General features: G+C 72.7%; 26 protein-coding genes. 13 read left to right on the forward strand and 13 right to left on the reverse strand.

Annotated features, from left to right (window positions below; genetic code table 11):
* Positions 1–148: 148 nt before the first annotated feature.
* The 3 genes from ACFWBF_RS10580 to ACFWBF_RS10590 form a co-directional block, all read right to left on the reverse strand.
* Positions 149–1,693, reverse strand: coding sequence for an APC family permease (locus ACFWBF_RS10580; protein WP_385598318.1), 1,545 nt, complete (start codon positions 1,691–1,693; stop codon positions 149–151).
* Between the two features lie 60 nt (positions 1,694–1,753).
* On the reverse strand, positions 1,754–2,704 hold the full coding sequence (locus ACFWBF_RS10585) for a hypothetical protein (protein WP_385598321.1): 951 nt from the start codon (positions 2,702–2,704) through the stop codon (positions 1,754–1,756).
* A gap of 292 nt (positions 2,705–2,996) precedes the next feature.
* On the reverse strand, positions 2,997–4,652 hold the full coding sequence (locus tag ACFWBF_RS10590; protein WP_385598323.1) for an FAD-binding dehydrogenase: 1,656 nt from the start codon (positions 4,650–4,652) through the stop codon (positions 2,997–2,999).
* A gap of 74 nt (positions 4,653–4,726) precedes the next feature.
* On the opposite strand from ACFWBF_RS10590, the gene ACFWBF_RS10595 reads away from it, so the two are divergent.
* The 8 genes from ACFWBF_RS10595 (at position 4,727) to ACFWBF_RS10630 (ending at position 10,571) form a co-directional block, all read left to right on the forward strand.
* Complete coding sequence (locus tag ACFWBF_RS10595) at positions 4,727–5,257, forward strand: NUDIX hydrolase (RefSeq protein ID WP_385598326.1); 531 nt, start codon at positions 4,727–4,729, stop codon at positions 5,255–5,257.
* 9 nt (positions 5,258–5,266) lie between these two features.
* Positions 5,267–5,665, forward strand: a complete 399-nt coding sequence (locus tag ACFWBF_RS10600; protein ID WP_385598329.1) for a YidH family protein — start codon at positions 5,267–5,269, stop codon at positions 5,663–5,665.
* Positions 5,662–5,982 carry a DUF202 domain-containing protein gene (locus tag ACFWBF_RS10605; RefSeq protein WP_385598332.1) on the forward strand — a complete coding sequence of 107 codons (321 nt, stop codon included), beginning with the start codon at positions 5,662–5,664 and terminating at the stop codon, positions 5,980–5,982. The genes ACFWBF_RS10600 and ACFWBF_RS10605 overlap by 4 nt, the downstream gene beginning before the upstream one ends.
* 68 nt (positions 5,983–6,050) lie before the next feature.
* Entirely contained in the window at positions 6,051–6,347 is a 297-nt protein-coding gene (locus ACFWBF_RS10610; protein WP_385224034.1) for a hypothetical protein, read from the forward strand.
* A gap of 160 nt (positions 6,348–6,507) precedes the next feature.
* Positions 6,508–7,419 (forward strand): MBL fold metallo-hydrolase, encoded by a 912-nt coding sequence (locus tag ACFWBF_RS10615; RefSeq protein ID WP_385598335.1) that lies wholly within the window; start codon positions 6,508–6,510, stop codon positions 7,417–7,419.
* A 157-nt stretch (positions 7,420–7,576) separates the two neighbouring features.
* Positions 7,577–8,635: a phosphotransferase family protein gene (locus ACFWBF_RS10620; RefSeq protein WP_385598340.1), complete on the forward strand. Its 1,059-nt coding sequence runs from the start codon at positions 7,577–7,579 to the stop codon at positions 8,633–8,635.
* A gap of 11 nt (positions 8,636–8,646) precedes the next feature.
* A complete protein-coding gene (locus ACFWBF_RS10625; protein ID WP_385598343.1) occupies positions 8,647–9,861 on the forward strand; it encodes an acyl-CoA dehydrogenase family protein in 1,215 nt (404 codons plus the stop codon).
* An 83-nt stretch (positions 9,862–9,944) separates the two neighbouring features.
* Complete coding sequence (locus ACFWBF_RS10630; RefSeq protein ID WP_385598346.1) at positions 9,945–10,571, forward strand: acetate uptake transporter; 627 nt, start codon at positions 9,945–9,947, stop codon at positions 10,569–10,571.
* Between the two features lie 17 nt (positions 10,572–10,588).
* Here the strand turns inward: ACFWBF_RS10630 and ACFWBF_RS10635 are convergent, their stop codons facing one another.
* From ACFWBF_RS10635 to ACFWBF_RS10645, 3 genes are all read right to left on the reverse strand, one after another.
* Positions 10,589–11,194: a TetR/AcrR family transcriptional regulator gene (locus tag ACFWBF_RS10635; RefSeq protein ID WP_385598349.1), complete on the reverse strand. Its 606-nt coding sequence runs from the start codon at positions 11,192–11,194 to the stop codon at positions 10,589–10,591.
* Positions 11,195–11,260: 66 nt separating this feature from the next.
* The gene (locus tag ACFWBF_RS10640) at positions 11,261–13,006 is read right to left on the reverse strand and encodes an AMP-binding protein (protein ID WP_385598352.1); all 1,746 of its coding nucleotides are present in this window, start codon (positions 13,004–13,006) and stop codon (positions 11,261–11,263) included.
* Complete coding sequence (locus tag ACFWBF_RS10645; RefSeq protein ID WP_385598355.1) at positions 12,991–13,755, reverse strand: SDR family oxidoreductase; 765 nt, start codon at positions 13,753–13,755, stop codon at positions 12,991–12,993. The genes ACFWBF_RS10640 and ACFWBF_RS10645 overlap by 16 nt, the downstream gene beginning before the upstream one ends.
* 92 nt (positions 13,756–13,847) lie before the next feature.
* Here ACFWBF_RS10645 and ACFWBF_RS10650 point away from each other — a divergent pair, with 92 nt between their 5' ends.
* From ACFWBF_RS10650 to ACFWBF_RS10660, 3 genes are all read left to right on the forward strand, one after another.
* Positions 13,848–15,098, forward strand: a complete 1,251-nt coding sequence (locus ACFWBF_RS10650; protein WP_385598358.1) for an exo-beta-N-acetylmuramidase NamZ domain-containing protein — start codon at positions 13,848–13,850, stop codon at positions 15,096–15,098.
* A 116-nt stretch (positions 15,099–15,214) separates the two neighbouring features.
* Positions 15,215–16,558 (forward strand): serine-threonine protein kinase, encoded by a 1,344-nt coding sequence (locus tag ACFWBF_RS10655; protein ID WP_385598539.1) that lies wholly within the window; start codon positions 15,215–15,217, stop codon positions 16,556–16,558.
* Between the two features lie 126 nt (positions 16,559–16,684).
* Positions 16,685–17,287 carry a hypothetical protein gene (locus tag ACFWBF_RS10660; RefSeq protein ID WP_385598361.1) on the forward strand — a complete coding sequence of 201 codons (603 nt, stop codon included), beginning with the start codon at positions 16,685–16,687 and terminating at the stop codon, positions 17,285–17,287.
* Between the two features lie 345 nt (positions 17,288–17,632).
* Here ACFWBF_RS10660 and soxR read toward each other — a convergent pair whose 3' ends face one another.
* Positions 17,633–18,076: a redox-sensitive transcriptional activator SoxR gene (gene soxR / locus ACFWBF_RS10665; protein ID WP_385224054.1), complete on the reverse strand. Its 444-nt coding sequence runs from the start codon at positions 18,074–18,076 to the stop codon at positions 17,633–17,635.
* 107 nt (positions 18,077–18,183) lie between these two features.
* Here soxR and ACFWBF_RS10670 point away from each other — a divergent pair, with 107 nt between their 5' ends.
* The gene (locus tag ACFWBF_RS10670) at positions 18,184–18,645 is read left to right on the forward strand and encodes a MaoC family dehydratase (protein WP_385598364.1); all 462 of its coding nucleotides are present in this window, start codon (positions 18,184–18,186) and stop codon (positions 18,643–18,645) included.
* 9 nt (positions 18,646–18,654) lie between these two features.
* On the opposite strand, the gene ACFWBF_RS10675 is transcribed toward ACFWBF_RS10670, so the two are convergent.
* The 3 genes from ACFWBF_RS10675 to ACFWBF_RS10685 form a co-directional block, all read right to left on the reverse strand.
* The gene (locus ACFWBF_RS10675; protein WP_385598367.1) at positions 18,655–19,290 is read right to left on the reverse strand and encodes a TetR/AcrR family transcriptional regulator; all 636 of its coding nucleotides are present in this window, start codon (positions 19,288–19,290) and stop codon (positions 18,655–18,657) included.
* A gap of 74 nt (positions 19,291–19,364) precedes the next feature.
* Entirely contained in the window at positions 19,365–19,655 is a 291-nt protein-coding gene (locus ACFWBF_RS10680; RefSeq protein WP_385598370.1) for a YiaA/YiaB family inner membrane protein, read from the reverse strand.
* A gap of 59 nt (positions 19,656–19,714) precedes the next feature.
* Positions 19,715–20,866: an acyl-CoA dehydrogenase family protein gene (locus ACFWBF_RS10685; RefSeq protein WP_385598373.1), complete on the reverse strand. Its 1,152-nt coding sequence runs from the start codon at positions 20,864–20,866 to the stop codon at positions 19,715–19,717.
* Positions 20,867–20,942: 76 nt separating this feature from the next.
* On the opposite strand from ACFWBF_RS10685, the gene ACFWBF_RS10690 reads away from it, so the two are divergent.
* On the forward strand, positions 20,943–21,584 hold the full coding sequence (locus ACFWBF_RS10690) for a TetR/AcrR family transcriptional regulator (RefSeq protein ID WP_385224064.1): 642 nt from the start codon (positions 20,943–20,945) through the stop codon (positions 21,582–21,584).
* 70 nt (positions 21,585–21,654) lie between these two features.
* On the opposite strand, the gene ACFWBF_RS10695 is transcribed toward ACFWBF_RS10690, so the two are convergent.
* The 3 genes from ACFWBF_RS10695 to ACFWBF_RS10705 all read right to left on the reverse strand — a co-directional run bounded on the left by ACFWBF_RS10695 (position 21,655) and on the right by ACFWBF_RS10705 (position 25,726).
* On the reverse strand, positions 21,655–22,734 hold the full coding sequence (locus ACFWBF_RS10695; RefSeq protein ID WP_385598376.1) for a Zn-dependent alcohol dehydrogenase: 1,080 nt from the start codon (positions 22,732–22,734) through the stop codon (positions 21,655–21,657).
* A 16-nt stretch (positions 22,735–22,750) separates the two neighbouring features.
* Positions 22,751–24,163, reverse strand: coding sequence for an aldehyde dehydrogenase family protein (locus tag ACFWBF_RS10700; RefSeq protein ID WP_385598379.1), 1,413 nt, complete (start codon positions 24,161–24,163; stop codon positions 22,751–22,753).
* 87 nt (positions 24,164–24,250) lie between these two features.
* Positions 24,251–25,726: a CitMHS family transporter gene (locus ACFWBF_RS10705; RefSeq protein ID WP_385598382.1), complete on the reverse strand. Its 1,476-nt coding sequence runs from the start codon at positions 25,724–25,726 to the stop codon at positions 24,251–24,253.
* Positions 25,727–25,772: the final 46 nt, after the last annotated feature.

Here is a 25,772-nt window from a genome sequence, read left to right on the forward strand (position 1 = left end):
TGCCGCGGTCCGATGTTTTTGTCGCCCCAGGAGACCATGAGGCTCCGCTACCCGCCAAAATCCTCCCCATGTGCGCCGAAGCCCCCGACGACCTTGGAAACGGTCGTCGGGGGCTTCGCAGGGCCTGGAATGCGAGGCGATCCGCTAGCTAGTCGTGCGGTGCGGCCTCCGCCGCCTGGTCGAGGCGGAAGGCCTCGTTGCCCAGGCCGATGCGGGCGTGCACCTCGGGGCGGCGGCTGCGCAGCAGGGCCCCGTACAGCAGGCCGATCACGACGGCGGCGCCGATGATGCCGGGCAGCACCCAGCTGAGTGCGGAGCCGTCCCCGGCGCCGACCAGGACGCCGAAGTCGCGGACGGTGTAGACGGCGATGGCGAGGAGGGCGAGGCCGGCGGCGCCGGCCGCGATCAGCCGCCAGACCTGGGCGCCGGCGGTGCCGCGGCGGACGAAGAAGGCGATGACGGCGAAGGAGGCGGTGGCCATGAGGAGGGTCACGCCGAGGGCGCCGACGCTGCCCATCCAGGTGAACAGGTGCAGGACCGGGGCGGTGGGGTCGCCGGCGGGCTTGTCGTCGGTGACGGCGAAGGCGATGACGACGACGGCGGCGATGACGGTCTGCAGGAGGGAGCCGGTGCCGGGGGCGCCGGTGCCGGCGTTGGTACGGCCGAAGGTGGCGGGGAGCAGGCCCTCGCGGCCCATGGCGAAGGCGTAGCGGGCGACGACGTTGTGGAAGCTGAGCATCGCGGCGAACATGCCGGTCACGAACAGGACGTGCAGGGCGTCGGTGAAGGCGGTGCCGAGGCGGTCTTCGGTGAGCTGGAAGAGCAGGCCGGGGCCGGCTTCGGCGGAGGCCTTGACCACCTCGCCGGGGCCGGTGGCGACCGTCAGGGCCCAGGCGCTGACCGCGAAGAAGAGGGCGACGAAGCCGACGGCGAGGAACATGACGCGCGAGACGACGATGTGCGGCTTGCTGGTCTCCTCGGCGTAGACGGGGGACTGCTCGAAGCCGACGAAGGCGGCGATGCAGAAGCACAGGGCGGTGCCGAGCCCGGCTCCGCTGAGGGTCTCGGGGTTGAAGGCGTGCAGCGAGAGGCCTTCGGCGGCGGGCTTGCCGAGGGCGGCGGCGTCGAAGATGACGACGAGGGCGCACTCGATGAGGAGGAGGACTCCGAGGACCTTGGCATTGAGGTCGATCTTGAGCCAGCCGAGGGCTCCGGTGGCGGCGACCGCGAGCAGGGCCGGTATCCACCAGGCGAGTTCGATGTCGAGGTAGGTGGCGAAGAGCCCGGAGATCTCGAAGCCGAGGATGCCGTAGACGCCGACCTGCATGGCGCTGTACGCGACGAGGGCGACGAGCGAGGCGCCGGCGCCCGCGGTGGGGCCGAGGCCGCGGGCGATGTACGCGTAGAAGGCGCCGGCGTTGTGCACGTGCCGGCTCATCTCGGCGTAGCCGATGCTGAAGAGCGCGAGGACGGCTCCGAGGATGACGAACAGCAGCGGCTGGCCGACGACTCCCATGACACCGAAGGTCGTGGGCATGACCCCCGCGACCACCATCAGGGGGGCACTGGCGGCGAGTACGGAGAGCAGCAGGCCGGCGGTGCCGAGGCGGTCGGCCCGCAGGGCACGGTCCTGGCCCTTGTACGTGCGTATCTCGGCCGCGTCGTGGAGCGTGGTGGATCTGCCCGTCGCCATGGCGGGTGTCCTTTCGGGGGTCTGCGAGCCTTCGGTGTCGGGGGTTTCGGGGGCGAAGGCTCAGGCGGTGCCGAGCGCGACACTGCGCGCGGCGAGGAAGGCCTTGTGGGGATCGAGGTCCGGATAGGACCAGGGGGCCGGGGTCGCGTGGCTCCCGATGCGGTGGAAGAGCGCGGCCGCCTCGGCGGGGCGGCCCTCGCAGAGCTTGGCGTGGGCGAGGAAGTTGAGGTCCACCCGGTTGCGGGGGTGGTCCTCGCGCTCCCACTCCAGCCACCAGTCGAAGGCGGAGCGCAGTACCTGGCGGGCGCGGCGGCCCGACCAGTGGGCCACGGCGCCGGCGCTGGTGTCGGAGCCGTACTTGCCGGCGAGCACCCGGTAGCGCTCGGCGTGGGCGATGACGGGCAGTACGGCGAGCGGGGAGTCGGCCGGGGACTCCTCGGCGGCCCAGGCGGCGAAGTCGTACACCTCGTGGAGCGGGTCGTGTCCGGTGGCGGGGGTGCGTTCGGCGAGCTTGGCGACCATCAGGTGGTGGGCGTGGTGGTGCTCCCGGTGGCGGGCCCGGACCTGGTCGAAGTGGCGGCTGAACTCCTCCTCGGTGCCGAAGGCGCGGGTGAGCAGGAGCAGGCCCAGCCAGGGCGTGGGGTCGGCGGGGAAGAGGGCGGCGGCCCGGCGGCAGGCCTCCTCGGCGGCCTCGGGCGTGCCCTTGCGGCGCAGGGCGGTGAAGACGGCCGCGCAGGCGAGGAGGGTCGTGGCGTCGGCGCTCTCGGGCTCGGCGAGCAGCCACTCGCGGGCCCAGGCGGTGGCGGCGGGGGTTTCGGCGAGGACGACGAGGCGGTGGCCGCGGCGGTCCCAGTCGTCGCCGGTGGCGACGAGGAGGGAGCGGGCCTTGGCCCACCGGCCCTGGGCGAACTGGCTTCGCACGTCGACCAGTTCGCTGTCGCAGAGGGCCGAGTCGAAGAGCTGGGCGTCCCGCTTGCGGGCGCGGCCGAGAGGCGGCGGAGGCGGGGACATCCGCGGAATTCCCTCCAGGACGCGGGCGATTGGACGGTGTGGCCGAATGATCACGCACAGCAAAGCGGTAGGCACTGCTCCGAGTCAAGGTCCAGTCCACCGGGTGGCGCGTTTCAACTGGTCCGGCGAGGTGCCGAGTTGAGTGGGTTGTTCCGGTTCGCCGGACCGCGGCGCGACGAGGTGGTGGAGGCGAGACGCTGCCCGGAGCCGGTGAACGGGCGGCCCCCGGCGGGCGGCCCCCGGTCGTGGGGGTCCCGCCCGCGGGGGCCGCCCGCGCGGACACCGCGTACCGTCAGCCGACCGCCTTCGCCGCCGCGCGCCCGGCCGCCCGGCCCGAGAAGATGCAGCCGCCGAGGAAGGTGCCTTCCAGGGCCCGGTAGCCGTGCACGCCGCCGCCGCCGAAGCCGGCCGCCTCGCCCGCCGCGTACACACCGGGCAGCGGCTCGCCGTCCGCGGCCAGGACACGCGAGGACAGGTCGGTCTCCAGCCCGCCCAAAGACTTGCGGGTCAGGATCGAGAGCCGCACCGCTATCAGCGGGCCGGCCTTGGGGTCCAGGATCCGGTGCGGGGCCGCGGTGCGGATCAGCCGGTCGCCGAGGTACTTGCGGGCGCCGTGGATCGCCGTCACCTGGAGGTCCTTGGTGAACGGATTGGCGATCTCCCGGTCCCGGGACACGATCTCCCGGCGCACCGTCTCCTCGTCGAGCAGGTCCTCCTTGGTGATCTCGTTCATCCGGCGGACGAGTGTGGACAGGTCCCGCTCGACGACGAAGTCCGCGCCGTTGTCCATGAAGGCCTTCACCGGGCCCGGTACGGCCTGCCGTGCGCGGTCGATGACGTCGCGGACCGACTTGCCGGTGAGGTCCGGATTCTGCTCGGAGCCGGAGAGGCCGAACTCCTTGCCGATGATGCGCTGGTTGAGGACGAACCAGGTGTGGTCGTGGCCGGTCTTCATGATGTGGTCGAGGGTGCCGAGGGTGTCGAAGCCCGGGAAGAGCGGTACGGGCAGCCGTCGGCCGGTCGCGTCCAGCCAGAGCGACGAAGGGCCGGGCAGGATGCGGATGCCGTGCCTGGCCCAGATCGGGTTCCAGTTCTCGATGCCCTCGGTGTAGTGCCACATCCGGTCCTTGTTGATGTGGCTGGCGCCCGCCGCCTCGGCGACGCCCAGCATCAGGCCGTCGACGTGCGCCGGGACCCCGGAGAGCATCCGCTGCGGCGGGGTGCCGAGCCGGGCCGGCCACTGGCTGCGCACGAGGTCGTGGTTGCCGCCGATGCCGCCGCTGGTCACGATCACGGCCTGGGCCCGCAGGGAGAAGGCCCCGGCGCTCTCGCGGCCGCTCGCGGTTCCCCGTACGGCGTCGGAGGGCTCCAGGATCTCGCCCGTGACCGTGTCCACCGCGCCGGCCGTACGGGAGAGTCCGGTGACCCGGTGGCGGAAGCGCAGCTGGACCAGGCCGCGGGCCACGCCGGCGCGGACGCGCCGTTCGAAGGGCTCCACCAGGCCGGGGCCGGTGCCCCAGGTGATGTGGAAACGGGGTACGGAGTTGCCGTGGCCGTTCGCGTCGTAGCCGCCGCGCTCGGCCCAGCCGACGACGGGGAAGAAGCGGACGCCCTGGGCGTGCAGCCAGGGGCGCTTCTCGCCCGCCGCGAAGTCGACGTACGCCTCGGCCCAGCGGCGCGGCCAGGCGTCCTCGGCGCGGTCGAAGCCGGCCGTGCCCTGCCAGTCCTGGAGGGCGAGGGCGTGGCTGTCCTTGATCCGCATCCGGCGCTGTTCGGGCGAGTCGACGAAGAACAGGCCGCCGAAGGACCAGTGCGCCTGGCCTCCGATGGACTGCTCGGGCTCCTGGTCGAGCAGGATGACCTTGCGGCCGGCGTCGACGAGCTCGGCGGTGGCCACGAGGCCCGCGAGCCCCGCCCCGATCACGATCACGTCTGCGTCGTACGTCATGCGAAACCCGTCCTCCGTCGGTGGTGGGGCGATCCTTGGCTACGGACCGGTAACCCGTCAACAGGGGTGGTTGGATGGACCGCGTGAGTGCCGCTGATGAAGTACTGGACGTGGTGGACCGGGACGACCGGGTGACGGGTCAGGCGCCGCGGGGCGAGGTGTACGCGCGCGGGCTGATCCACCGGTGCGTGTTCGTGCGGGTCAGGGACGCCGCCGGACGGATCTTCGTGCATCGCAGGACGGCCTCGAAGCTGGTCTTCCCCTCGCACTACGACATGTTCGTGGGCGGGGTGCTGGGCGCCGGGGAGGACTACGCGCAGGCCGCGCTGCGGGAGGCCGAGGAGGAGCTGGGGGTGACGGGGCTGGCGCAGCCGGAGCCGCTCTTCAAGTTCCTGTACGAGGGCCCGGGCGGGGCCTGGTGGTCGTACGTCCACGAGGTGCGCTGCGAGCTTCCGGTCCACCCGCAGGCCTCGGAGGTGGCGTGGCACGACTGGCTCCGCGCCGATGAGCTGGAGCGGCGGGCGGCCGACGGGCAGTGGACGTGGGTGCCCGACGGGTTGGAGGCCCACCGGCGGCTGCAAGCGTTCCTGGAGTCCCGCCAGTAGATTGTCCGGGTGATCGACTTCGTCAAGGACGTGCGGCTCTGGTTCGCACCGCAGAGGGTGCGGGACGAGGGCGATACCCCCGACTACCGTTTCTCGCTGGCCAACGAGCGGACCTTCCTGGCCTGGATCCGGACCGCGCTCGCCCTGGTGGGCGGCGGTTTCGCGGTGGACCAGTTCCTGCCGGACCTGCGGTGGGGGGTGCGGGTCTCGATGGCCCTCGCGCTGCTCGCGGTGGGCGCGGCCAGTGCGCTGCGGGCGGTGAACCACTGGGTGCAGTGCGAACGGGCGATGCGGCGGGGCGAGGACCTGCCGCTGTCCCGGTTCCCGGTGGTGCTGAGCCTGGGGGTGGGGCTGGTCGCGGTGGCGATGATGGTGGTCGTGCTGCTGGGCTGGACGACGGGCCGGTGACCCCTTCCGGCACGGCGCACCGCGATGCCGGACTGCAGCCGGAGCGGACCCGGCTCGCGTGGCGGCGTACGACGCTCTCCTGTGCCGTCACGGCCGTACTGGCGCTGCGGCAGGTGCTGCACGGGTCCGGTTCCGCGGTGGAGCTCATCGGGGCGGCGGGCATCGCCCTGCTCTGGCTGGCCTTCCTGGGGGTGGCGCACCGGCGGATGCGGGCGCTGGCGGCCGACCGGCCCCCGGCACTGGCGCCGCGGGCGGCCCTGGCGGCGGTGGCGTGCACGGTGGCGTTGGCGATGGCCGCGGTGACGGTCATCGTCTGAGCGACACGGCCGGAACACGGTGGGGACACAACGGGCGATATGGGGCAATCCGCACTAGCCTCGGCGCCATGACGACCTTGCACCACGAACACCCCACGCACGAGCACGCGCACGGCCCGGACTGCGGACACGCCCCGGTCGAGCACGGCGATCACGTCGACTACGCGCACGACGGCCATCTGCACCGCGAGCACTCGGGGCACTGGGACGAGTGCGAGCCTCAAGGGCACACCGCCCACGAAGGCCACGAGCACGCGCACGGCCCGGACTGCGGACACGAGGCGGTCCGGCACGGCGACCACGTCGACTACGCGCACGACGGGCACCGGCACGCGGCGCACGACGGGCACTACGACGACCACTGACCGATCGCTCGGCTGACCGCCTGACCGCCTGGCCGCCTGGCCGACTGGCCGACTGGCCGACTGGCCGAGCAGGCTCCGCTCGACCGCCCCTCCCTCCCCCGGCGTCGCCGCGACTGGCAGGATGCTGATCACCTGTCAAAGCGACCCGGGGAGAGCGCAGATGCCCATCGACGACCCGTACCTCGTCCAGCCCGCGGACGGGGTCTACGCCTACGTCCAGCCGGACGGCGGCTGGTGCCTCAACAACGCCGGCTTCGTGAGCGACGGAGGGCAAACGCTGCTCGTCGACACCGCCGCCACCCAGCGGCGGGCGCTGGCGCTGCGCGAGGCGGTTGTCGCCGACGGGGCGGCGCTGCCCCGCACCGTGGTCAACACCCACCACCACGGCGACCACACCTACGGCAACGGCGTCTTCGCCCCGGAGGCGCTGATCCTCGGGCACGACAACGCGCGGACCGAGCAGCTCACCGCCGGGCACCAGCTGGAGATGATCTGGCCCGCCACCGACTTCGGCGCGATAGAGATAACGACCCCCACCCTCACCTACAGCGACCGGATGACCTTGCACGTCGGCGAGACGGAGGTGCGGGTCATCCACCCCGGCGTGGCCCACACCACCGGGGACTCGGTCGTGTGGCTGCCGCGCCAGGGGGTCGTGTTCACCGGGGACCTGGTGTTCGCCGAGGGCACGCCGTTCCTCGCGATGGGCTCGCTGGCCGGGTCGCTGCGGGCGCTGGAGCTGCTGCGCTCGCTCGGCGCGGAAACCGTCGTACCGGGGCACGGGCCGCTGACCGACCCCTCGGCGTACGAGTCCACGGAGCGCTATCTGCGGTACGTGGCCGAACTCGCCCGGGAGGGCCGCGCGAAGGGGCAGAGCGCGCTGGAGGTGGCGCAGCAGGCCGACCTCGGCGAGTTCGCCGCCTGGCGGGAGAGCGAGCGGCTGGTGGCCAACCTCCACCGGGCGTACGCGGAGCTGGCCGGGGAGCCGGAGGGCGCGCCGCTGGACATCCTGACGGTGCTGCGGGACATGACGGTGATGAACGGCGGGACGCCGATCCTCTGCCACGCCTAGGTCGTCTCCGTCTTGGCGGAGCGCGTCGCGTCGGGTCGGGTCGGGTCGGGTCGGGTCGGGTCGGAAGTGTTTCTTTCGGCCCGCACTCTGGACGGCATACCGACTGGTCGGCATGATGGCTCGTAGACACCATCGACTCAGTACGGAGGCGCCCACCATGACCTCAGCCCCGGACGATCCGCGGGGACTCGATCTGGAGCGGCTGCGCGGCCATCTCGACGCCGCGCGGCCGGGACTCGTGGCCGGGGCACTGAGCGGCCGGCTGATCGAGGGCGGCCGCTCGAACCTCACGTACGAGATCACCGACGGCGCCGCCCGCTGGGTGCTGCGCCGGCCCCCGCTCGGCCACGTGCTGGCCACCGCGCACGACATGCGGCGCGAGCACCGGGTCATCGAGGCGCTGCACGGCACCGCCGTGCCGGTGCCCGAGCCGGTCCTGCTGTGCGAGGACGAGGCGGTGCTCGGGGCGCCGTTCTACGTCATGGAGTACGTGGACGGGGTGCCGTACCGGACGGCCGGGCAGCTCGCGGCCCTCGGCCCCGAGCGCACCCGGCGGGCCGTGCTGGGCCTGGTGGACACGCTGGTCGAGCTGCACGCGGTGGACCCGCAGGCGGTGGGCCTGGGCGACTTCGGGCGCCCGGACGGCTTCCTGGACCGGCAGCTGCGCCGCTGGGGCAAGCAGCTCGCGGCCTCCCGGGGCCGGGAGCTGGCGGGCATCGACGAGCTGCACGGCGCGCTCGGCCGGACGCTGCCCCACTCCCCCGCCCCCACCGTGGTGCACGGGGACTTCCGGCTCGACAACGTGCTGATCGGCGGATCCCCGTCCGGTCCCGACACCATCCGTGCGGTGCTGGACTGGGAGATGTCCACGCTCGGCGATCCGCTGACGGACCTCGGGCTGCTGGTGATGTACAGCTCCGACCTGGGGCTGAAGGACTCCCCGGTCAGCACGACGAGCGGAGCCCCGGGGCATCCGGCGCCCGCGGAGCTGATCGAGCGCTACGCCGCCCGCTCCGGCCGGGACACCTCGTCGATCGCCTGGTACACGGCCTTCGCCTGGTTCAAGCTCGCGGTGATCCTCGAAGGCATCCACTACCGGTACACGCTCGGGCAGACCGTCGGGGCCGGCTTCGACCGGATCGGCGAGCTGGTGCCGGTCTTCATCGAGCACGGTCTGACCACTCTTCATGAACGCCAAGGACTCCAGGAAAACTGAGGCAGCCACCCATGGACTTCGCATTCGACGCCCGTACCGAGGAACTCCGCGAGCGGCTCCTCGCGTTCATGGTGGAGTACGTCTACCCGGCGGAACCCGTCGCCGCCGAGCAGCGCGCACGGCTGGCCTCGCCCTGGGACACCCCGGCCGTCTTCGGTGAACTGAAGGCCGAAGCGCGCCGCCAGGGCCTGTGGAACCTCTTCTTGCCGGACGCGGAGTACGGCGCCGGGCTGACCAATCTGCAGTACGCCCCGCTGGCCGAGATCACCGGCCGCAGCCCGCACCTGGCCCCGACCGCCACCAACTGCGCGGCCCCGGACACCGGGAACATGGAGCTGCTCGCCCAGTTCGCGGACGAGGAGCAGAAGAAGCAGTGGCTGCACCCGCTGCTGGCGGGCGAGATCCGTTCGGCCTTCGCGATGACCGAGCCCGAGGTGGCCTCCTCGGACGCGACGAACATCGAGACGCGGATCGAGCGTGCGGGCGACGAGTACGTGGTCACCGGCCGCAAGTGGTTCATCTCCGGGGCCATGAACCCGGACTGCAAGATCTTCATCGTGATGGGCAAGACCGACCCGGACGGCGCCGACCCGCGCCGCCAGCAGTCGATGATCCTGGTCCCCCGCGACACCCCCGGCGTGGAGGTGCGCCGGGCGATGACGGTGTACGGGTACGAGGACCACGACCACGGCGGCCACGCCGAGGTGGTCTTCGACGGGGCCCGGGTCCCGGCGGCGAACCTGATCGGCGAGGAGGGCACCGGCTTCGCCATCGCCCAGGCGCGCCTGGGGCCGGGCCGGATCCACCACTGCATGCGGCTGATCGGCATGGCGGAGCGGGCCATCGAGTTGATGTGCCGGCGCGCGATCGGACGTACGGCCTTCGGCAAGGAGCTGGCCGCGCAGGGGGTCGTGCAGAACTGGATCGCGGACGCCCGGGTCACGGTGGAGCAGCTGCGGCTGCTGGTGCTGAAGACGGCCTGGCTGATGGACACCGTCGGGAACCGGGGCGCGCACACCGAGATCCAGGCCATCAAGATCGCGACCCCGCGGGCGGTCGTCGGGATCCTGGACCAGGCCGTGCAACTGCACGGTGCGGGCGGGGTGAGCCAGGACTTCCCACTGGCCGAGCTGTGGGCGGCGGCGCGGACGCTGCGGCTGGCGGACGGGCCGGACGAGGTGCACCAGCGCTCGCTGGCCCACCGGGAGCTGAAGCGGTATCGCTGACACGGAGGGGGCTTCGGGGTGGTCTAAACCACCCCGAAGGTCCGATATATTCGGTACATCCCCCACCGAAGGTGCATATCGTCATGCCTAGCTCCACCCTGGCCGCCCCGGCGCCGGTGACCGTGCCCGCCACCGAACCGCAGGCCCCCGCCGGCAAGGTGGCCAACCCCGGGCCCCTCGGTCTGGCCGCGTTCGCCCTGACCACCTTCGTGCTCAGCCTCTTCAACTCGGGCCTGATCTCGAACGCGGCCCTCAGCGCCGTCGTGCTGCCGCTGGCCCTCTTCTACGGCGGGCTCGCGCAGTTCGTGGCGGGCATCCTGGAGTTCCGCCGCGGCAACACCTTCGGGACCACCGCGTTCGTCTCGTACGGCGCGTTCTGGATGGCCTTCGCCGGCTACGTGAAGTTCGTCGTCCCCACGCTGCCCGCCGACCAGGCGCACGTCGCCACCGGCTGGTTCCTCGTGGCCTGGTTCATCTTCACCGCCTACATGTCCATCGCGGCGCTGCGCCTCGACCTCGCGCACCGGGCCCTGTTCATCGTGCTGGCGCTGACCTTCCTCTTCCTCGCGCTCGGCGACCTGGCCGAGGCCACCGCCCTGACCCACACCGGCGGCTTCCTCGGCCTGCTGTGCGCGGGCATCGCCTGGTACATCTCCTTCGCCGTGGTGACCGAGGAGACCTGGGGCCGCAAGGTCCTGCCGCTGGGCTGAACCGCCCCGGCAGGCCCTCAGGGGCGCAGCGCCCGCAGCAGCAGGTCGGCGAGGTGGTCGGCGACCTGCTGCGGGGTGAGCGGGCCGTCCTCCCGGTACCAGGTGGACAGGTGGTGGACGGACCCGAAGTGGTAGTCCACCACCAGGTCGGCCGGCGTGGCCGTCGAGAAGACGCCCGCGCGCTGGCCCTCCTCGACCAGCGCCCGGAAGCGTTCGTGGTAGCGCCGGCGCTCCGCCCGTACCTGCTTGAACTTCTCCGGGCTCAGCTGGTGCATCGAGCGGAAGAAGATCATCGCGTCGTCGAGGTTCTCGATGGTCGTGACGACCACGTCGGCGGCCGCGGCGCGCAGCCGCTCCTCGACGGGTGCATCGGATTCGGCCACCGCGTCCAGCCGCTGCTGCTGGAGGCGCAGCATGCGCGCGTACACCTCGTGCAGCAGATCGTCCTTCGACCCGAAGTAGTGGTAGAGCGCGCCCTTGGTCACCCCGGCCGCCTCGACGATCTCCTGGACCGAGGTGCGGTCGTAGCCCCGCTCCGCGAACAGCCTGGTGGCGACGGCCAGCAGCCGCTGCGGCACCGGTGCCTCGTGTGCGGCTTCGGGCTCCTTGGTCTTGGCGGCCATGGCGCTCGCCTTCCCTTCCTTCTTGCGGACGTGCCTGCGGGACGCCGTACGGCCCTACGGCTGTTTTCAGCCGCGCTCGCGCAGTTCCCGTCGCAGGATCTTGCCACTGGTCGTCTTCGGAAGGACAGGCAGGATCTCCACCTGGCGCGGGTATTTGTACGCGGCGATCCGCTCGGCGCAGTACGCGGACAGTTCCGCGGGCTCGGCACTGGCCCCGGGGCGCAGGCTGACGTACGCCTTCACGCTCTCCCCGCGGTACGGGTCGGGGACCCCGACCACGGCCGCCTCGCGGACGGCGGGGTGGGTGTAGAGCACGTCCTCGACCTCGCGCGGCCAGACCTTGAAGCCGGAGGCGTTGATCATGTCCTTCTTGCGGTCGACGACGTAGAGCCAGCCGTCCGCGTCCATGAACCCGACGTCCCCGGTGCGCAGTTCGCCGTCCGGGAAGGCCTTGGCGGTGTCGGCGGGCAGGCCCCAGTAGCCGGGGACCACCTGGGGGCCGCGGACGGCTATCTCGCCGCTCTCGCCGAAGGGGACCTCGGCGCCGGACTCGTCGAGGATCCGTACCAGGGTGTCGGCGCCGGGCAGGCCCACGGAGAGGGTGCCGGAGACGGGGTCGACCGGCGCCTCGCGATGTGCGGGGACCGAGGCGCAGGGGGCGGTGCACTCGGTGAGGCCGTAGCCGTTGCGCAGGTAGAAGCCGAAGGCGGAGCGCAGCCGTTCCACGAGCGCGGGCGGGAGCGGGGCGCCGCCGGAGGAGATCACCTGGAACGAGGCGAAGTGGTCGGGGGTGACGGCGGGGTGCGCGGCGAGGGCCATGAAGGCGGTGGCCGGGCCGACGGTGTAGGCGGGGCGGTGTTCGAGGAAGGCGTCGAGGACGACGCCCGCCTCGAAGCGGTGGGCGAGGACGAGGGTGCCGGCGTTGGCGACGCAGGCGGCGAGCTCGCAGACCATGCCGGTGATGTGGAAGAGCGGGGCGAGCGCGAAGTAGGCGGCGCCCTCGGCCAGGGGGTGCCCGGCGACCTGCCGGGCGGCGTTGTGGGTGAGGGCGCCGTGCGGGTTCATGGCTCCCTTGGGGGCGCCGCTGGTTCCCGAGGTGTAGCTGATGAGGGCGGTGTCGGCCGCGGTGAGGGCCGGGTCCGGCGGGGCGGGGTGGCCCGCCCGGGCCACTGCGGTGAGGTCGTCGGCATCGGCATCGGCGTCGGCGTGCGCGTGGGCGTCGGCGTCCGCGTGCGCGGGCCGTGGTTCGCCGCCGGACGTGAGGACCCGTACGTCGTCGCGCGTCTGGAAATCCAGGTCACAGGCGGTCAGCGCGATCCGTACGTCGCTGCCGCGGGCGGCCTCGCGCAGGTACGCCGCCCACGCGCCGCCGTCGCAGACCAGCGCGGCGGCTCCCGAGTCGCGCAGGATGTGCCCGACCTCCCGCGACTTGTACATCGGGTTGAGCGGGACGACGACCGCCCCGGCCTTCCAGGCGGCCAGGACGGCGAGGACGAAGTGCGGGGTGTTCTGCAGCATGACCGCGACCCGGTCGCCCCGGCCGATGCCCCGCGCGGCGAGGTGACCGGCGACGGAGTCGGAGAGGGCGTCGGTCTCGGCGTAGCCGATCCGGCCGTCGAAGTAGGCCAGCGCGGTGCGTCCGGGGGCGCGGGTCACCGCGTCGCGGAAGGCGTGCAGCACGCTGGGCGGCGGCGAGATCGGCGCCCGCTGGGCCGCACTGAGCAGGGCGGCCCAGGGCTTGGCGGCGTACGGGGAGGGCTGGGGCTCGCCGCCGCCGTAGGAGGGGGCCGACCGCGTCAACGCGACTCCCATTTCTGCTGGAGGTGGTTCATGCCGCTCAGCCAGCGGTCCGGCTCGGTCGCGCGGGCGGCGTAGAAGTCCGCGACCTCGGGGTGCGGGAGGATCAAGAACCGGCCCTTCTCCATGCCGTCGAACAGGGCGGACGCGACCGTTTCGGGCTCGATCGCGGTCGGCGCGAGGACCAGCTCGCCCGCCGATCCCGCGGCGGTGAGCATGTCGGTGCGCACTCCCTGCGGGCAGATCGCGTGGACCTGGATCCCGCGGTGGCGGTAGGTCAGCGAGAGCCACTCCGCGAAGGCCAGCGCGCCGTGCTTGGTGACACTGTACGGCGCCGCTCCGATCATGGTCAGCAGCCCGGCGGCCGAGACGGTGGAGACGAAGCGGCCGCTCCCCCGCTCCAGCCAGTCCGGCAGCAGCAGCCTGGCGGCGCGCACGTGCGCCATGACGTTGGTGTCCCAGGCGGCCTCCCAGACGGACTCGTCGGCGAACGCGTCGCCGCCGGAGGCGAGTCCGGCGTTGGCGCAGTAGACGTCGACCGTGCCGCCGAGCGCCGCGCGGGCCTCGTCCACGATCGCCGACGCGTCGCCGGGCACCGCGACGGCCCGGGCGCCGATCGCGTCGGCCACGGCCGCGGCCTTGGCGGGGTCGAGGTCGTTGACCACGACGGTGGCCCCCTCGGCGGCGAAACGGTGGGCGAGGGCGGCGCCGATCCCGCCTCCCGCGCCGGTGACGACGACTCGCTGGTCCTGGTACGCGCTCACGGGATGCACCTCTCGTCACCGGCTGCTGCTGAACGGCAGACTAACCAGTCGGTATGTCGCTGCGGAAGGGGTCCGGCACCTAGCTTGGCCGGATGACTCTGTCGCGACGGGGGTTGCTGGGGCTGGCCGGGGCCGCGGGCGCGCTGGGGGTGGCCGGCGCCGCCGCGCCCGGGGCGGAGGCCGGCGCGGTGGCGGACCGGGTGCGCACCGGGTTCGAGCGGCTCGCCGCGGACGGGTACGACGTACTCGCCGGGCAGAGGGTCGGGGTCGTCACCAACCCCACCGGGATCACCGCCGACGCCCGCCACCTGGTCGACGTACTGCACGCGGACCGGGGGGTGGACCTGGTCGCGGTGTTCGGGCCCGAGCACGGTTTCCGCGGGACGGCGCAGGCGGGCGGCTCGGAGGGCGCGGGGCGGGACCCGGCGACGGGACTGCCCGTGTACGACACGTACGACAAGAGCGGGCAGCGGCTCGCGGACGTCTTCACGGCGGCCGGGATCGACACCGTCGTCTTCGACGTCCAGGACGTCGGGGCGCGCTTCTACACCTACATCTGGACCCTCTACGACTGCATGCGCGCGGCCGCCCTGGCCGGCAAGGCGGTGGTGGTGCTGGACCGGCCCAATCCGGTGGGCGGGCGGCGGGCCGCGGGGCCCGTGCTGCAGCGCCCGTACGCGAGCTTCGTGGGTCGGGAGCCCATCGCGCTCGCCCACGGGATGACGGCGGGCGAACTGGCCCTGCTCTTCAACGGGGAGTTCCTGGCCGGGAGCCCGGCGAGGCTGCGGGTGGTCGGGATGTCCGGGTGGCGGCGGGAGTCGTTCTTCGGGGCGACCGGGCTGCCCTGGGTACCGCCCAGCCCGAACATGCCGACCCCGGACACGGCCCTCGCGTACGCCGGGACCTGCCTGTTCGAGGGGACCAACCTCTCCGAGGGGCGCGGGACGACCACGCCCTTCGAGGTGCTGGGCGCGGAGGGCCTGGACCGGCGGTGGGCGGAGGCGGCGAACGGGCTGGGGCTGGGCGGGGTGTGGTTCCGGGAGGCGTACTTCACGCCGTCCTTCTCCAAGTACGCCGGGAAGGTGTGCGGCGGGGTCCGGCTCATCGTGCACGACCGGGAGGCCTTCGACCCGGTACGGGCCGGCATCGGCCTGCTGGTCACCGCGCGCCGGACGTGGAGCGGCTTCGCCTGGCGCGCGGACCGGTGGATCGACCGGCTGACGGGCTCGGACCGGGTGCGGCTGATGGTGGACGCGGGGGCCGGGGTGGAGGAGATCGCGGGCGACTGGGCGGCGGGGCTCGCGCGGTTCGAGGCGGTGCGCGGGCGATACCTCCTCTACTGAACCTCCCTTCTCCGACCGGCCTCCTCCACTTGCTCCGCCACCGACCGCGTCGCGGGTCTGGCCGAGCGGGCGCGGCAGCAGGATGCTGGCTGCGCTGGAGGCGTACGCCGGTGAGCGTGGAGGGGGACGTCATGGCGGACATCGGTACGGGGTTCGGATCAGGGGTCGGGGTCGGAGCCGGGGTCGGGGTCGGGGTCGCGCCCTACGCCGAGCTGGTGTTCGATGCCGACGGGGACGCGGACCGGGGCGCTCAGGAGGCGCTCTCGCGCGTCGAGGCCACCGATCTGCTGGTCTTCGCGCACGGCTGGAACACCGACCGGTCCACCGCGACACGGCTCTTCGACCGGTTCTTCGCCCCCTTCCCGGGGCTGGTGGGCTCGGGGGTGCGGCTGGGGTACGTGGGAGTCGTGTGGCCCTCCATCCGCTTCTCCGACGAGCCGATACCGGACTTCGACTCCCCCGGCGCACTCGCCGAACCGGGCCACGGGCCCGCCCTCGACCCTCGTACCCGACAGGCGCTGGCGGTCTTCTGGCCGCACCGGCGGGCCGAGCTGGACCGGGTCGCCGAACTGCTGGAGGAGCGGCCCGATTCGGTGGCGGCCTTCACCGAGTTCGGCGCCCTGGTACGGGAGCTGGCCGGGCTGGACGCGGTCGCCACGGCGGTCGACCCCACGGTCCCGATGATCTTCACCGCGGACGTCCTGGAGGTGTGCCGGGCCCTCACCGACGCCCTGGCCGAAGCGGGCGCCGCCCTGCCCGAGAGTCCGGCAGCAGCGGGATTCTCGGTCGGCGGCGGTCTGCGGACCCTGTGGCACGGCGCCAAGGAGCTGCTGCGCCAGGCGACCTACTACGAGATGAAGGCGCGGGCCGGGGTGGTCGGCGAGCGCGGCCTCGGCCCGGTGCTGGCGGAGCTGTCCGGCCGCCGCCCGGCCCTGCGGATCCATCTGATCGGGCACAGCTTCGGCGCCCGCGTGGTGTCCTTCTCGCTGCGCGCGGTGCCGGACGGGACGCGGAACGTGAAATCCCTGACCCTGCTCCAAGGCGCCTTCTCCCACTACGCTTTCGCCGACAGCCTGCCGCACGCCAGGGGCAGCGGGGGCGCCCTGCGCGGGCTGGCCGCCAGGGTCGACGGACCGGTGGCCGCCTGCCATTCCCCGTACGACTCGGCACTCAAGGTCTTCTACCCGCTGGCCTCCCGGATGGCAGGTGATTCGGCCGGTCTCCTCGGCTTCGACGAACGGTGGGGCGCGATCGGGCACGACGGCGTCCAGGCGGTGCCGGGCGCACCGCGGCTGACCCTCGACACCGCGCTGCACGGGGGGCTGCCTGCGGCCGGATGCGTCAGCGTGGACGCGGGCTCCGTCGTCCGGCGCGGCGGCGCGCCCTCGGGGGCGCACAGCGACATCTGCCACGAGGAGCTGGCCCGGCTGGTGGTTGCCGCGGGGCGCATGGGGCGCTGAATTCCGGCCATGTGCCACCCGCACGCCTCGACCGCCCCCGCATGCGCCCACACCGGGCCGGGCATGTTGGGCACATCGGGTACACCACAGGGTGCGGGCGCGGCGCACGGCGGAGGTGAAGGTGTGATGGCGGGTTTCCGGAGTCTGGCCTACCAGGTGCGCGACGCGCGCAACGACCGGGCCCTGCGGCGCCATTCGCTGCGCCGCTGCCTGGAGCGGTTCGCCCCGTACGGGCACCGGGCGACCTGGTGGCACCTGTGCGACCGGCACGGGATCGCTCCCGAGGACCGGGGGGCCGATCCGCTGCGGCTGGTCGCGGCGCTGGAGGAGCTGGAGGAGGCGCGGGCGGTCTGGCTCGAGTACGAGCGCCAGTTCGCGGAGCGGCGCCGGCGGGAGAAACACCACGGGCTGCGGCGGCCGGAGTGGGCGTGGGGCGGCAGCGGGGACCCGGTGGTGCGGTGCGCGGACCCGGGGGTGCGGCCGGAGGGGACGCTGGGCGAGGTGCTGCGAAGACTGGTGACGGCTCTGGAGTCGGAGCCGGGGACGGCCTGCCCGGTGTGCGGGGAGCAGGAGTTGCACTGGCCGCCTGCGGCGGTCTCGGGGCACCGGGCCTGGGAGGGCGCGTGGGCCTGGGACGGGCCGTTGTGCGCCGGGTGCGGGATCGTCGTGCCGAGGCCGGCGCTGGCCGACTCGACGGCGGGGGGCGCGGGGGCGGGTGCCGCTGCGTGAGTGCGCGGCGGCTGGTGGGGTCGCTGAACGGGGCCCGGAGCGCCGCCGACGGGCCGGCCGCGCCGATGTCCCCCGCGGACCTGGTGGAGTCGGCGCTCGTTCCCGCGAGCATCGCCGCCGAGCCCGATCCGGCGGGGGGCCTGGCGCGGGTGCGGTCCTGGACGGTGCTGCCCGACCGGGCGGCGGTGTGTTTCGCGGAGCCGGGGGCGGCGGAGCTGGTGCTGTGGCCGGGAGGTTTGCCGGGTCGCGGTGTCCGGTGCGGTGCATCGCAAGGCGGAGGACCGCGTCTCGTACCGGACGTACTTGCGCGGTCCGACAACGCGGTGAACCCTTCCGGTCACAGCACTAGAGGCGCGAGCCGGTGAGGCGGGCGCCGAAGGCGTCGTCGGGGTTGGACAGTGCGCAGTTCTCGAGCGAGAGGCAGCCGCAGGCGATGCAGTCCGTCAAGTGATCGCGCAGACGCCCGAGTTGGGAGATGCGCTGATCGAGCTCGGCGCGCCAGGCCTCGGAGAGCCGGGCCCAGTCCTCGCGGTTGGGGGTGCGGCCCTCGGGGAGCTGGGCGAGTGCGTCGCGGATGCTGGCGAGCGGGATGCCGACGCGCTGGGCCGCGCGTACGAAGGCCACCCGGCGCAGCGCGTCCCGGGTGTAGCGGCGCTGGTTGCCGGAGGTGCGACTGCTGCTGATCAGGCCCTTGGTCTCGTAGAAGTGGAGCGCGGAGACGGCCGCGCCACTGCGGGCGGACAGCTGGCCGACGGTCAGTTCGTGGACTTTCTCGGGAATCTGCGGCACAGCGCCGAGCCTAGTCGGACGTACGGGAGTCCGTTGACAGATACATGTGGTCCCACCATGCTGAGCAAGCGCTTATTCGTCAGGCATTGCCAGGGAGAGGGAGCGGTATGGCCGAGCCGAGGATCTTCACGTCCGCCGAGGAGCTGCGCGCCGGGGTCGGCGAGCCGCTCGGCCCGAGCGACTGGCTGGAGGTGGACCAGAAGCGGATCGACCTCTTCGCCGACGCCACCGGCGACCACCAGTGGATCCACGTGGACCCGGAGCGGGCGGCGACCGGACCCTTCGGTTCCACCATTGCGCACGGCTACCTCACGCTGTCGCTGCTGCCGAGCCTGGTGCCGCAGATCATGCGGGTCGAAGGCATGAAGATGGGCATCAACTACGGCACGAACAAGGTGCGTTTCCCCGCTCCGGTGCCGGTGGGATCGCGGCTGCGCGCCACCGCCGTGATCACGGAGGTGACGGAGGCGGGCGGCGGTGTGCAGGTGACGGCCACGGTCACCGTCGAGCGCGAGGGCGGCGAGAAGCCGGTGTGCGTCGCGGAGTCGGTGTCGCGGTACTACTTCTGAGCGTCCGGTCTACGCCCGAGGGCGCGGACCCGAGCCCACCATGCGCAGGACGAGGTCGGCGTAGAGCGTGCCGACCTCGTCGGGCGTGCGCCGCCCGGCCACGTTGAACCAGCGGGCCACGTCGATGCACAGGGACAGTACGGCCAGGGTGGTGCCGGGCACGTCCGGGACGTCGAACTCACCCTGCGCGACCCCGTCGGCGAGGATGCGGCGCACGGCGGCGTCGCTCTGCCGGCGCAGTGCCACGATTTCGGAGCGGTGCTCCGAAGCGAGGGCATCGAGCTCGTACTGGACCACCCGCGCGGTGGTGTGATGTGCCGCGTGCCACCGCACGAAGGAGCGGACGGCCTCGTCCAGCCGCTCGGCCGCCGTTCCGGGTGCGGAAGCCGCCGTCTCCAGGATCTCCAGGGCCTTGTCGTGGCCGATCCGGCTGATCCGGTGGAGCAGCTCTTCCTTGGTCTTGTAATGGATGTAGAGCGCGGCCGGGCTCATGCCGGCCCGCCCTGCAATGTCACGCGTGGTGGTCGCGTGGTATCCGCGCTCGGCGAAGGCTTCGACGGCGGCGACGAGCAGCCGCCGCGCGGCGTCGGGGGTGACCTGCGACCACGGCTGACCGCCGGCGGCCGTCTCCTCCGCGTTGTCCATCGCCCGCTCACCCTCTTCGCCCTGTAGGAATGAACAGCTTACCGGAGGGTGAGCAAGCGCTTAGGCGCCTTGGGCTAAGGCTTCGGCTGGAAGGGGTCGTACTCCGCCAGGATCTTCTCCATCCGGGCCTGGTCGACCCTGCTGACGATCTGGCCCGCCTCCTGCCGGTCCCTGACCACCTTGGCCAGCGTGAAGGCCGAGGTGGTCAGGTACAGGACGGCGATGCCGAGGAAGGCGCGCACCCACGCGTCCGTGTCGAGGTTGTAGATGCCGACGGCCACCGCGCTCATCGCGACGCCGAAGGAGGCAACGGCCTGGCCGTAGTACGCCCCCGTGTTCTGCTGCTTGACCGGTGTCTCGTTCATGGCCCCAGCATCGGGCGGGGTGCGCCGGGTCACATCCGCACACGTACTCACGTACGTACTCAGAACGCCGAAACCCCGGTGCGGGCGCGGCCGATGAGCAGCTTCTGGATCTGGCTCGTGCCCTCGTACAGGGTCATCACTCGGGCATCGCGCAGCAGTTTGGCCGCCGGGTACTCGTCGATGTAGCCGTAACCGCCGTGTACCTGGAGGGCGTTGCTCGCGGCGCGCACGGCGGCCTCGGAGGCGAAGAGCTTGGCGGTGGAGGACTCGGTGGCGAAGGGCTGCCCGCGGTCAATGAGGTCGGCGACGCGCCAGGTCAGCAGCCGGGCGGCGTCCACGTCGACCGAGATGTCCGCGATCAGCTCCTGCACCAGCTGGTGGTGGGCGATCGGCTTGCCGAACTGCTCGCGCTGGGCGGCGTACGAGACGGCCGCGTCGAGCGCCGCCTGTGCGATGCCGACGCAGCCGGCGGCGACCGACATCCGGCCCTTGGCCAGCGCGGACATGGCCACCGAGAAGCCCTTACCCTCGGGGCCGAGCATCGCGGAGGCGGGAACGCGGACGCCGTCGAGGGAGAGCTCGGCGGTGGCCTGGCCGCGCAGGCCGAGCTTGCCGTGGATCTCGCGGCGGGTCAGGCCGGGGGTGTCGGTGAGGACCAGGAAGGCGGAGACCCCGCGGTGGCCGGGCTCGCCGCCGGTGCGGGCGAAGAGCAGCACCACGTCGGCCCAGGTGCCGTTGGTGATGAACATCTTGCTGCCGCTGATGACGTAGGAGTCCCCTTCGCGCACGGCGCGGGTGGTGAGGCTGCCGGCGTCGGAACCGGTGCCGGGCTCGGTCAGCCCGAAGCAGCCGAGCGCCTCGCCGGAGCACAGGCGGGGCAGCCAGTCCTGCTTCTGCTCCTCGCTCCCCCAGGCGGCGACGGTCTTGGCGACCAGGCCGAGGGAGACGGAGACGATCCCGCGCACGGCGGAGTCGCCGCGGCCGAGTTCCTCGGTGACCAGGACGTAGGCGAGGTGGTCGCCGCCGCTGCCGCCGTACTGCTCGGGGACGGTCAGGCCCAGGAAGCCCAGGTCGCCGAGCTTCTTCACGATGGCCCGGTCCACGCTCTCGGCGCGGTCCCACTCGGCGGCGTACGGGACGATCTCGCGCTCGGCGAACTCGCGGGCGAGCTGCCGTACGGCGCTCTGCTCCTCGCTCAGCTCCAGATTCACCGGGCACCTCCGGGCGTGTTCCGGGCCATTAACTAGCACCGGTAGTTTATGGCGGGCAGGCCCTACTATGTGGCGCATGGCCAGACCGCGCAAGCCCCTCCTCAGCAGAGACCGCATCGTCGAGGCGGCGGGCTCGCTCGTGGACGCGGAGGGGCTGGAGGCGGTCTCCACGCGGCGGCTGGCGGCCGCGCTCGGGGTCAGCGGGCCCTCGCTGTACAACCACTTCCGCACCAAGGACGAGATCCTGGAAGCGGTCGCGGACGCGGTGAGCGCACGGGTCGACTTGTCGATGTTCGACGGCACCCGGGAGTGGCGGGACGCGCTGCACGACTGGGCGCACTCCTACCGGGACGCACTGTCCGACCACCCGAACATCGTGCCGGTGCTGGCGCGCGGCCCGGGCCGGCGGCCCGCCGGACTGCGGCTGGCGGACGCGGTGTTCGGCGCCATGACGGCGGCGGGGTGGCCGCCCGCGCAGGCGACCCGGATCGGCGCGCTGATGCGGTACTTCATCCTGGGCTCGGCGGTGGCCTCGTTCGCCGGAGGTTTCGTGAACGACGAGACGGCATACGACCCGGCGGACTACCCGCACCTGGGCCAGGCCCACCTCTTGGCGGAGCGCCGCCGGGAGGTGGACGAAGGGGCCTTCGACACGGGCTTGGCGGCCCTGCTGGACGGACTGGCGCTCCAGTACGCGGCGCTGCCGGACACCGCCTGACGGGCGCGATGGCCCGTCAGGCGGTGGGAGGGCCCGGGGGCTCCGGGGGCCGGGGCCCTGGAGCCCGGGGTCAGAAGACGACCAGCGAGCGGCCGCCCTTGCCCGCGAGCATCGCGTCGAAGGCGGCCGGTATCCCGTCCAGGGTGATGCGGTCGGTGACCATGGCGCCGAGGTCGAGGCGGCCGGCGCGGATGTGCTCGGCGATCACCGGGAGGTCGCGGGCAGGGTCGCTGTTGCCGTAGACGCAACCGGTCAGGGTGCGGGCGAAGTGGAAGATCTCCAGCGCGTGGAAGGTGACCTGCTGCTCCTTGCCGCCGATGCCGACGACCGTGGTGCGGCCGCCGCGGCGGGTGGACTCCCAGGCTCCGCGGATGGTCTCGGCGCGCCCCACGCACTCGATGGCGACGTCCGCGCCCTGTCCGCCGGTGAGGGCGCGGATCTGTTTGGCGGTGGTGTCGTAGGCGAGCACGAACTCGGAGGCCCCGGCCGCGCGGGCCAGTTCCTCCTTGGCCGGCGAGACGTCCACGGCCACGACCGGACCCGTCGTCGCGATCCGGGCGGCCTGGATGGCCGCGAGTCCCACGCCGCCGACGCCGAAGACGGCCACCGACTCGCCCGCGCGGACCTGGGCGCTGTGGTGGACGGCCCCGTATCCGGTCAGGACGGCGCAGCCGAGCAGTGCGGCTTCGGCGAGCGGGATCCCGGCGGGGGCGGGCAGCACGCAGTTGGCCGCGACGACCGTCTCCTCGGCGAAGGCGGCCACATTCAGCCCGGGGTGCAGCTCGGTGCCCTGCGCGTCGTGGGCGTAGACGGCGCCGACCCCGGTGAGGGCCTGGGCGCAGAGCCAGACCTCGCCGATCGAGCAGTGGTGGCACTCCCCGCAGGACGGGGCCCAGTTGAGCACCACCCCGTCACCCGGGGCGACGTGTGTGACCCCCTCGCCCACGGCCAGCACCGTGCCCGCGCCCTCGTGCCCGAGTACGGCGGGGACGGGGACGCGCATGGTGCCGTTGGTGAGGGAGAGGTCTGAGTGGCAGACCCCGGCGGCGGTGAGCCGGACCCGGACCTGCCCCGGGCCGGGATCGGGCAGCACGATCTCCCGTATCTCCAGCGGGGCTCCGACGGCGGGCAGGATGGCGGCGCGGACCATGGTCGTCTTCTCCGTCTCAGAACTGCAGGGACTTGGTCTGGAGGTACTCGGCCAGGCCGTGCGGGCCCAGCTCGCGGCCGACGCCCGACTGCTTGTAGCCGCCGAAGGGCGCGAGCGGGTTGAACCGGCCGCCGTTGATGTCCACCTGGCCGGTGTCCATGCGGCGGGCGAAGGCCACGGCCGTCTCCTCGTCGGCCGCCCAGACGGCTCCGCCGAGGCCGTACACGGTGCCGTTGGCGATGCTCAGGGCCTCGTCCTCGTCCTCGTACGGGAGGATCGACAGCACGGGGCCGAAGATCTCCTCCTGGGCGATGGTCATCTCGGGGGTGACGTCGGCGAACACGGTCGGGGCGATGAAGTACCCCTGCTCGTGCGGCGCCTCGGGACCGCCCGCGACGAGGCGCGCGCCCTCCTCGACGCCCTTGGCGATGAAGCCGCGCACGCGGTCGCGCTGCTTGGCGTTGATCACCGGGCCGAGGCGGGTGCCCGGGTCGCGGGGGTCGCCGGAGGGGTACTTGGCGACGGCGGCGGCCGCGAGCGAGACGGCCTCCTCGTACTGGTCGCGGTGGACGAGCATGCGGGTGAGCGCGTTGCAGCTCTGGCCGGAGTTGTTCATGACGTGGCCCACGCCTGCCGCGACGGCCTTGGCCAGGTCGGCGCCGGGCAGGATGACATTGGCCGATTTGCCACCCAGTTCGAGGGCGACCCGCTTGACGGCGGCGCCGGCCGTGGCGCCGATCTGCTTGCCGACGGCGGTGGAGCCGGTGAAGGAGACGAGGTCGACTCCCTCGTGGGCGGCCAGTGCCTGGCCGGCGACCGGGCCGGTGCCGGTCACCAGGTTGAAGACCCCGGCCGGGATCCCCGCCTCGTGCACGGCTTCGGCGAAGAGTTGTGCGGTCAGCGGGGTGTCCTCGGCGGGCTTGAGAACGAGGGTGCAGCCGGCGGCGAGAGCGGGCGCCACCTTTGCAACGATCTGGTGCAGCGGGTAGTTCCAGGGCGTGATGGCCCCGACGACGCCGACCGGCTCCAGCAGCACGGTGGAGTTCCCGATCCGCTCCTCGAAGGCGTACGAGGCCCCGAGCTCGGCGAAGGAGGAGGCCACCGCGATCGGCGCCCCGACGTGCACCATCTCCGAGAATCCCAGCGGGGAGCCCAGCTCGGCGGTGACGGTCTCGGCGATCTCGCTCTTGCGGGCGACCAGTACGTCGCGCAGGGCCCCGATCAGGGCGGCCCGCTCGGCCGGAGCCGTGGCCGCCCAGCCGGGCAGGGCCGCACGGGCGGCCCGTACGGCCGCGTCGACATCCTCGGCGGTGCCGGCCGGGACCCCGGCGATGACCTGTTCGTCGGCCGGGTTCACGACCTCGATCCGGTCGCGTCCGGCGGCGGGCCGCCACTCGCCGCCGATGTACATCCCGTCGTGAGCCTTCATGGCTTTCCTCCCGAGTACGCGCCTGGACCTCGCGGACACCCTACAAACTAGCGGCGGTAGTTTTGCGGGCGCCAGGGGCCGCGGCCATCAGATGATGCCGAAAAGCATCCCTGCCGCAAGGACGACCAGAGAGGTCAGGGCCGCCCATTTCACCGTGAAGCGGGTGTGGTCGCCGAACTCGACCTTGGCCATGCCGACGAGGACGTAGACGGCCGGAACCAGCGGGCTGGACATGTGCAGGGCCTGGCCGACCAGGGAGGCGCGGGCGATCTCCAGAGGGGAGACGCCGTGGGCGGCGCCGGCCTCGGCGAGGACGGGCAGGACGCCGAAGTAGAAGCCGTCGTTGGACATGAAGTAGGTGAGGGGCAGGCTCAGCAGGCCGGTGACCAGGGCCATGTGCGGGCCCATGCCCTCGGGGATGGCGCCGACGAGCCAGTCCGCCATGTGCTTGACCATGCCGGTGCCGGTGAGGACGCCGGTGAAGACGGCCGCGGCGAAGACCATGCCAGCGACGTTGAGGACGTTGTCCGCGTGGGCGGCGATCCGGGCCTTCTGGTCCGGCATGTGGGGGAAGTTGACGGTGAGGGCGAGGGCGGCGCCGAGCAGGAAGAGCACCGGAATGGGGAGCAGCTCCATGATCATCGCGGTGAGGAGGGCCACGGTGAGGGCGGCGTTGAACCAGTAGAGGCGCGGGCGGAGGGTGGCGCGGTGCGGGTCGAGGCCCTGGAAGCCGTCGCCGTCCGAGCCGCCGCTTTCCGAGCCGGGGGCGGCCGGGGCGTGGGTGGCCGGGCTCGGGGTGGCCGGGGTGTCGGCGTGGTCCGCGGCCGCGGCGGATCCAGACCCGGAACCGGATCCGGAACCGGATCCCGCGCCTGCTCCGGTGCCGCCCGTGCCCGCGCCCGCCGCGGCGGGGACCAGCTCGGGCTCGGCGTCCACCGGGAGCACGAGGGTGCCGATGCGGCGGCGTTCCTTCAGCCCGAGGACGTAGGCGAGGATGAAGACGAAGACCAGGCCGGCCGCGAGGGCCGGGATCATCGGGACGAAGATGTCGGCCGCGTCGAGCTTGAGGGCGGTGGCGGCGCGCGCCGTCGGGCCGCCCCAGGGCAGGGTGTTCATGACGCCGTTGGCGGTGGCGGCCACGCCCGTCATGACCACGAGGCTCATGCCGAGCCGCTTGTAGAGCGGGTACATGGCCGAGACGGTGATCATGAAGGTGGTCGAGCCGTCGCCGTCGAGGGAGACGATCGCGGCGAGGACCGCGGTGCCGACCACGACCCTCATCGGGTCGGCCTTGCAGAACCGCAGGATCCCGCGCACGACCGGGTCGAAGAGGCCGACGTCGATCATCACGCCGAAGTAGACGATGGCGAACATCAGCATCGCGGCGGTCGGCGCGAGTTTGCCGACGCCGTCGATGACGTAGTCGCCCAGGTGCGCGCCCCGCCCGGCGAACACGCAGAAGAGCGCGGGGATGAGCACGAGCGCCGCGATGGGCGACATTTTCTTCATCATGATCAGGACCAGGAAGGCCGCGATCATGGCGAATCCGAGGAAGGTCAGCATGCAGGGAAGGTAGGTGTCGTCTCCTTGTGCCAACAAGACGTCTGCG

Origin of the sequence: Streptomyces sp. NPDC060028, from assembly GCF_042736725.1 — a bacterium.
Classification (GTDB): Bacteria; Actinomycetota; Actinomycetes; order Streptomycetales; family Streptomycetaceae; genus Streptomyces.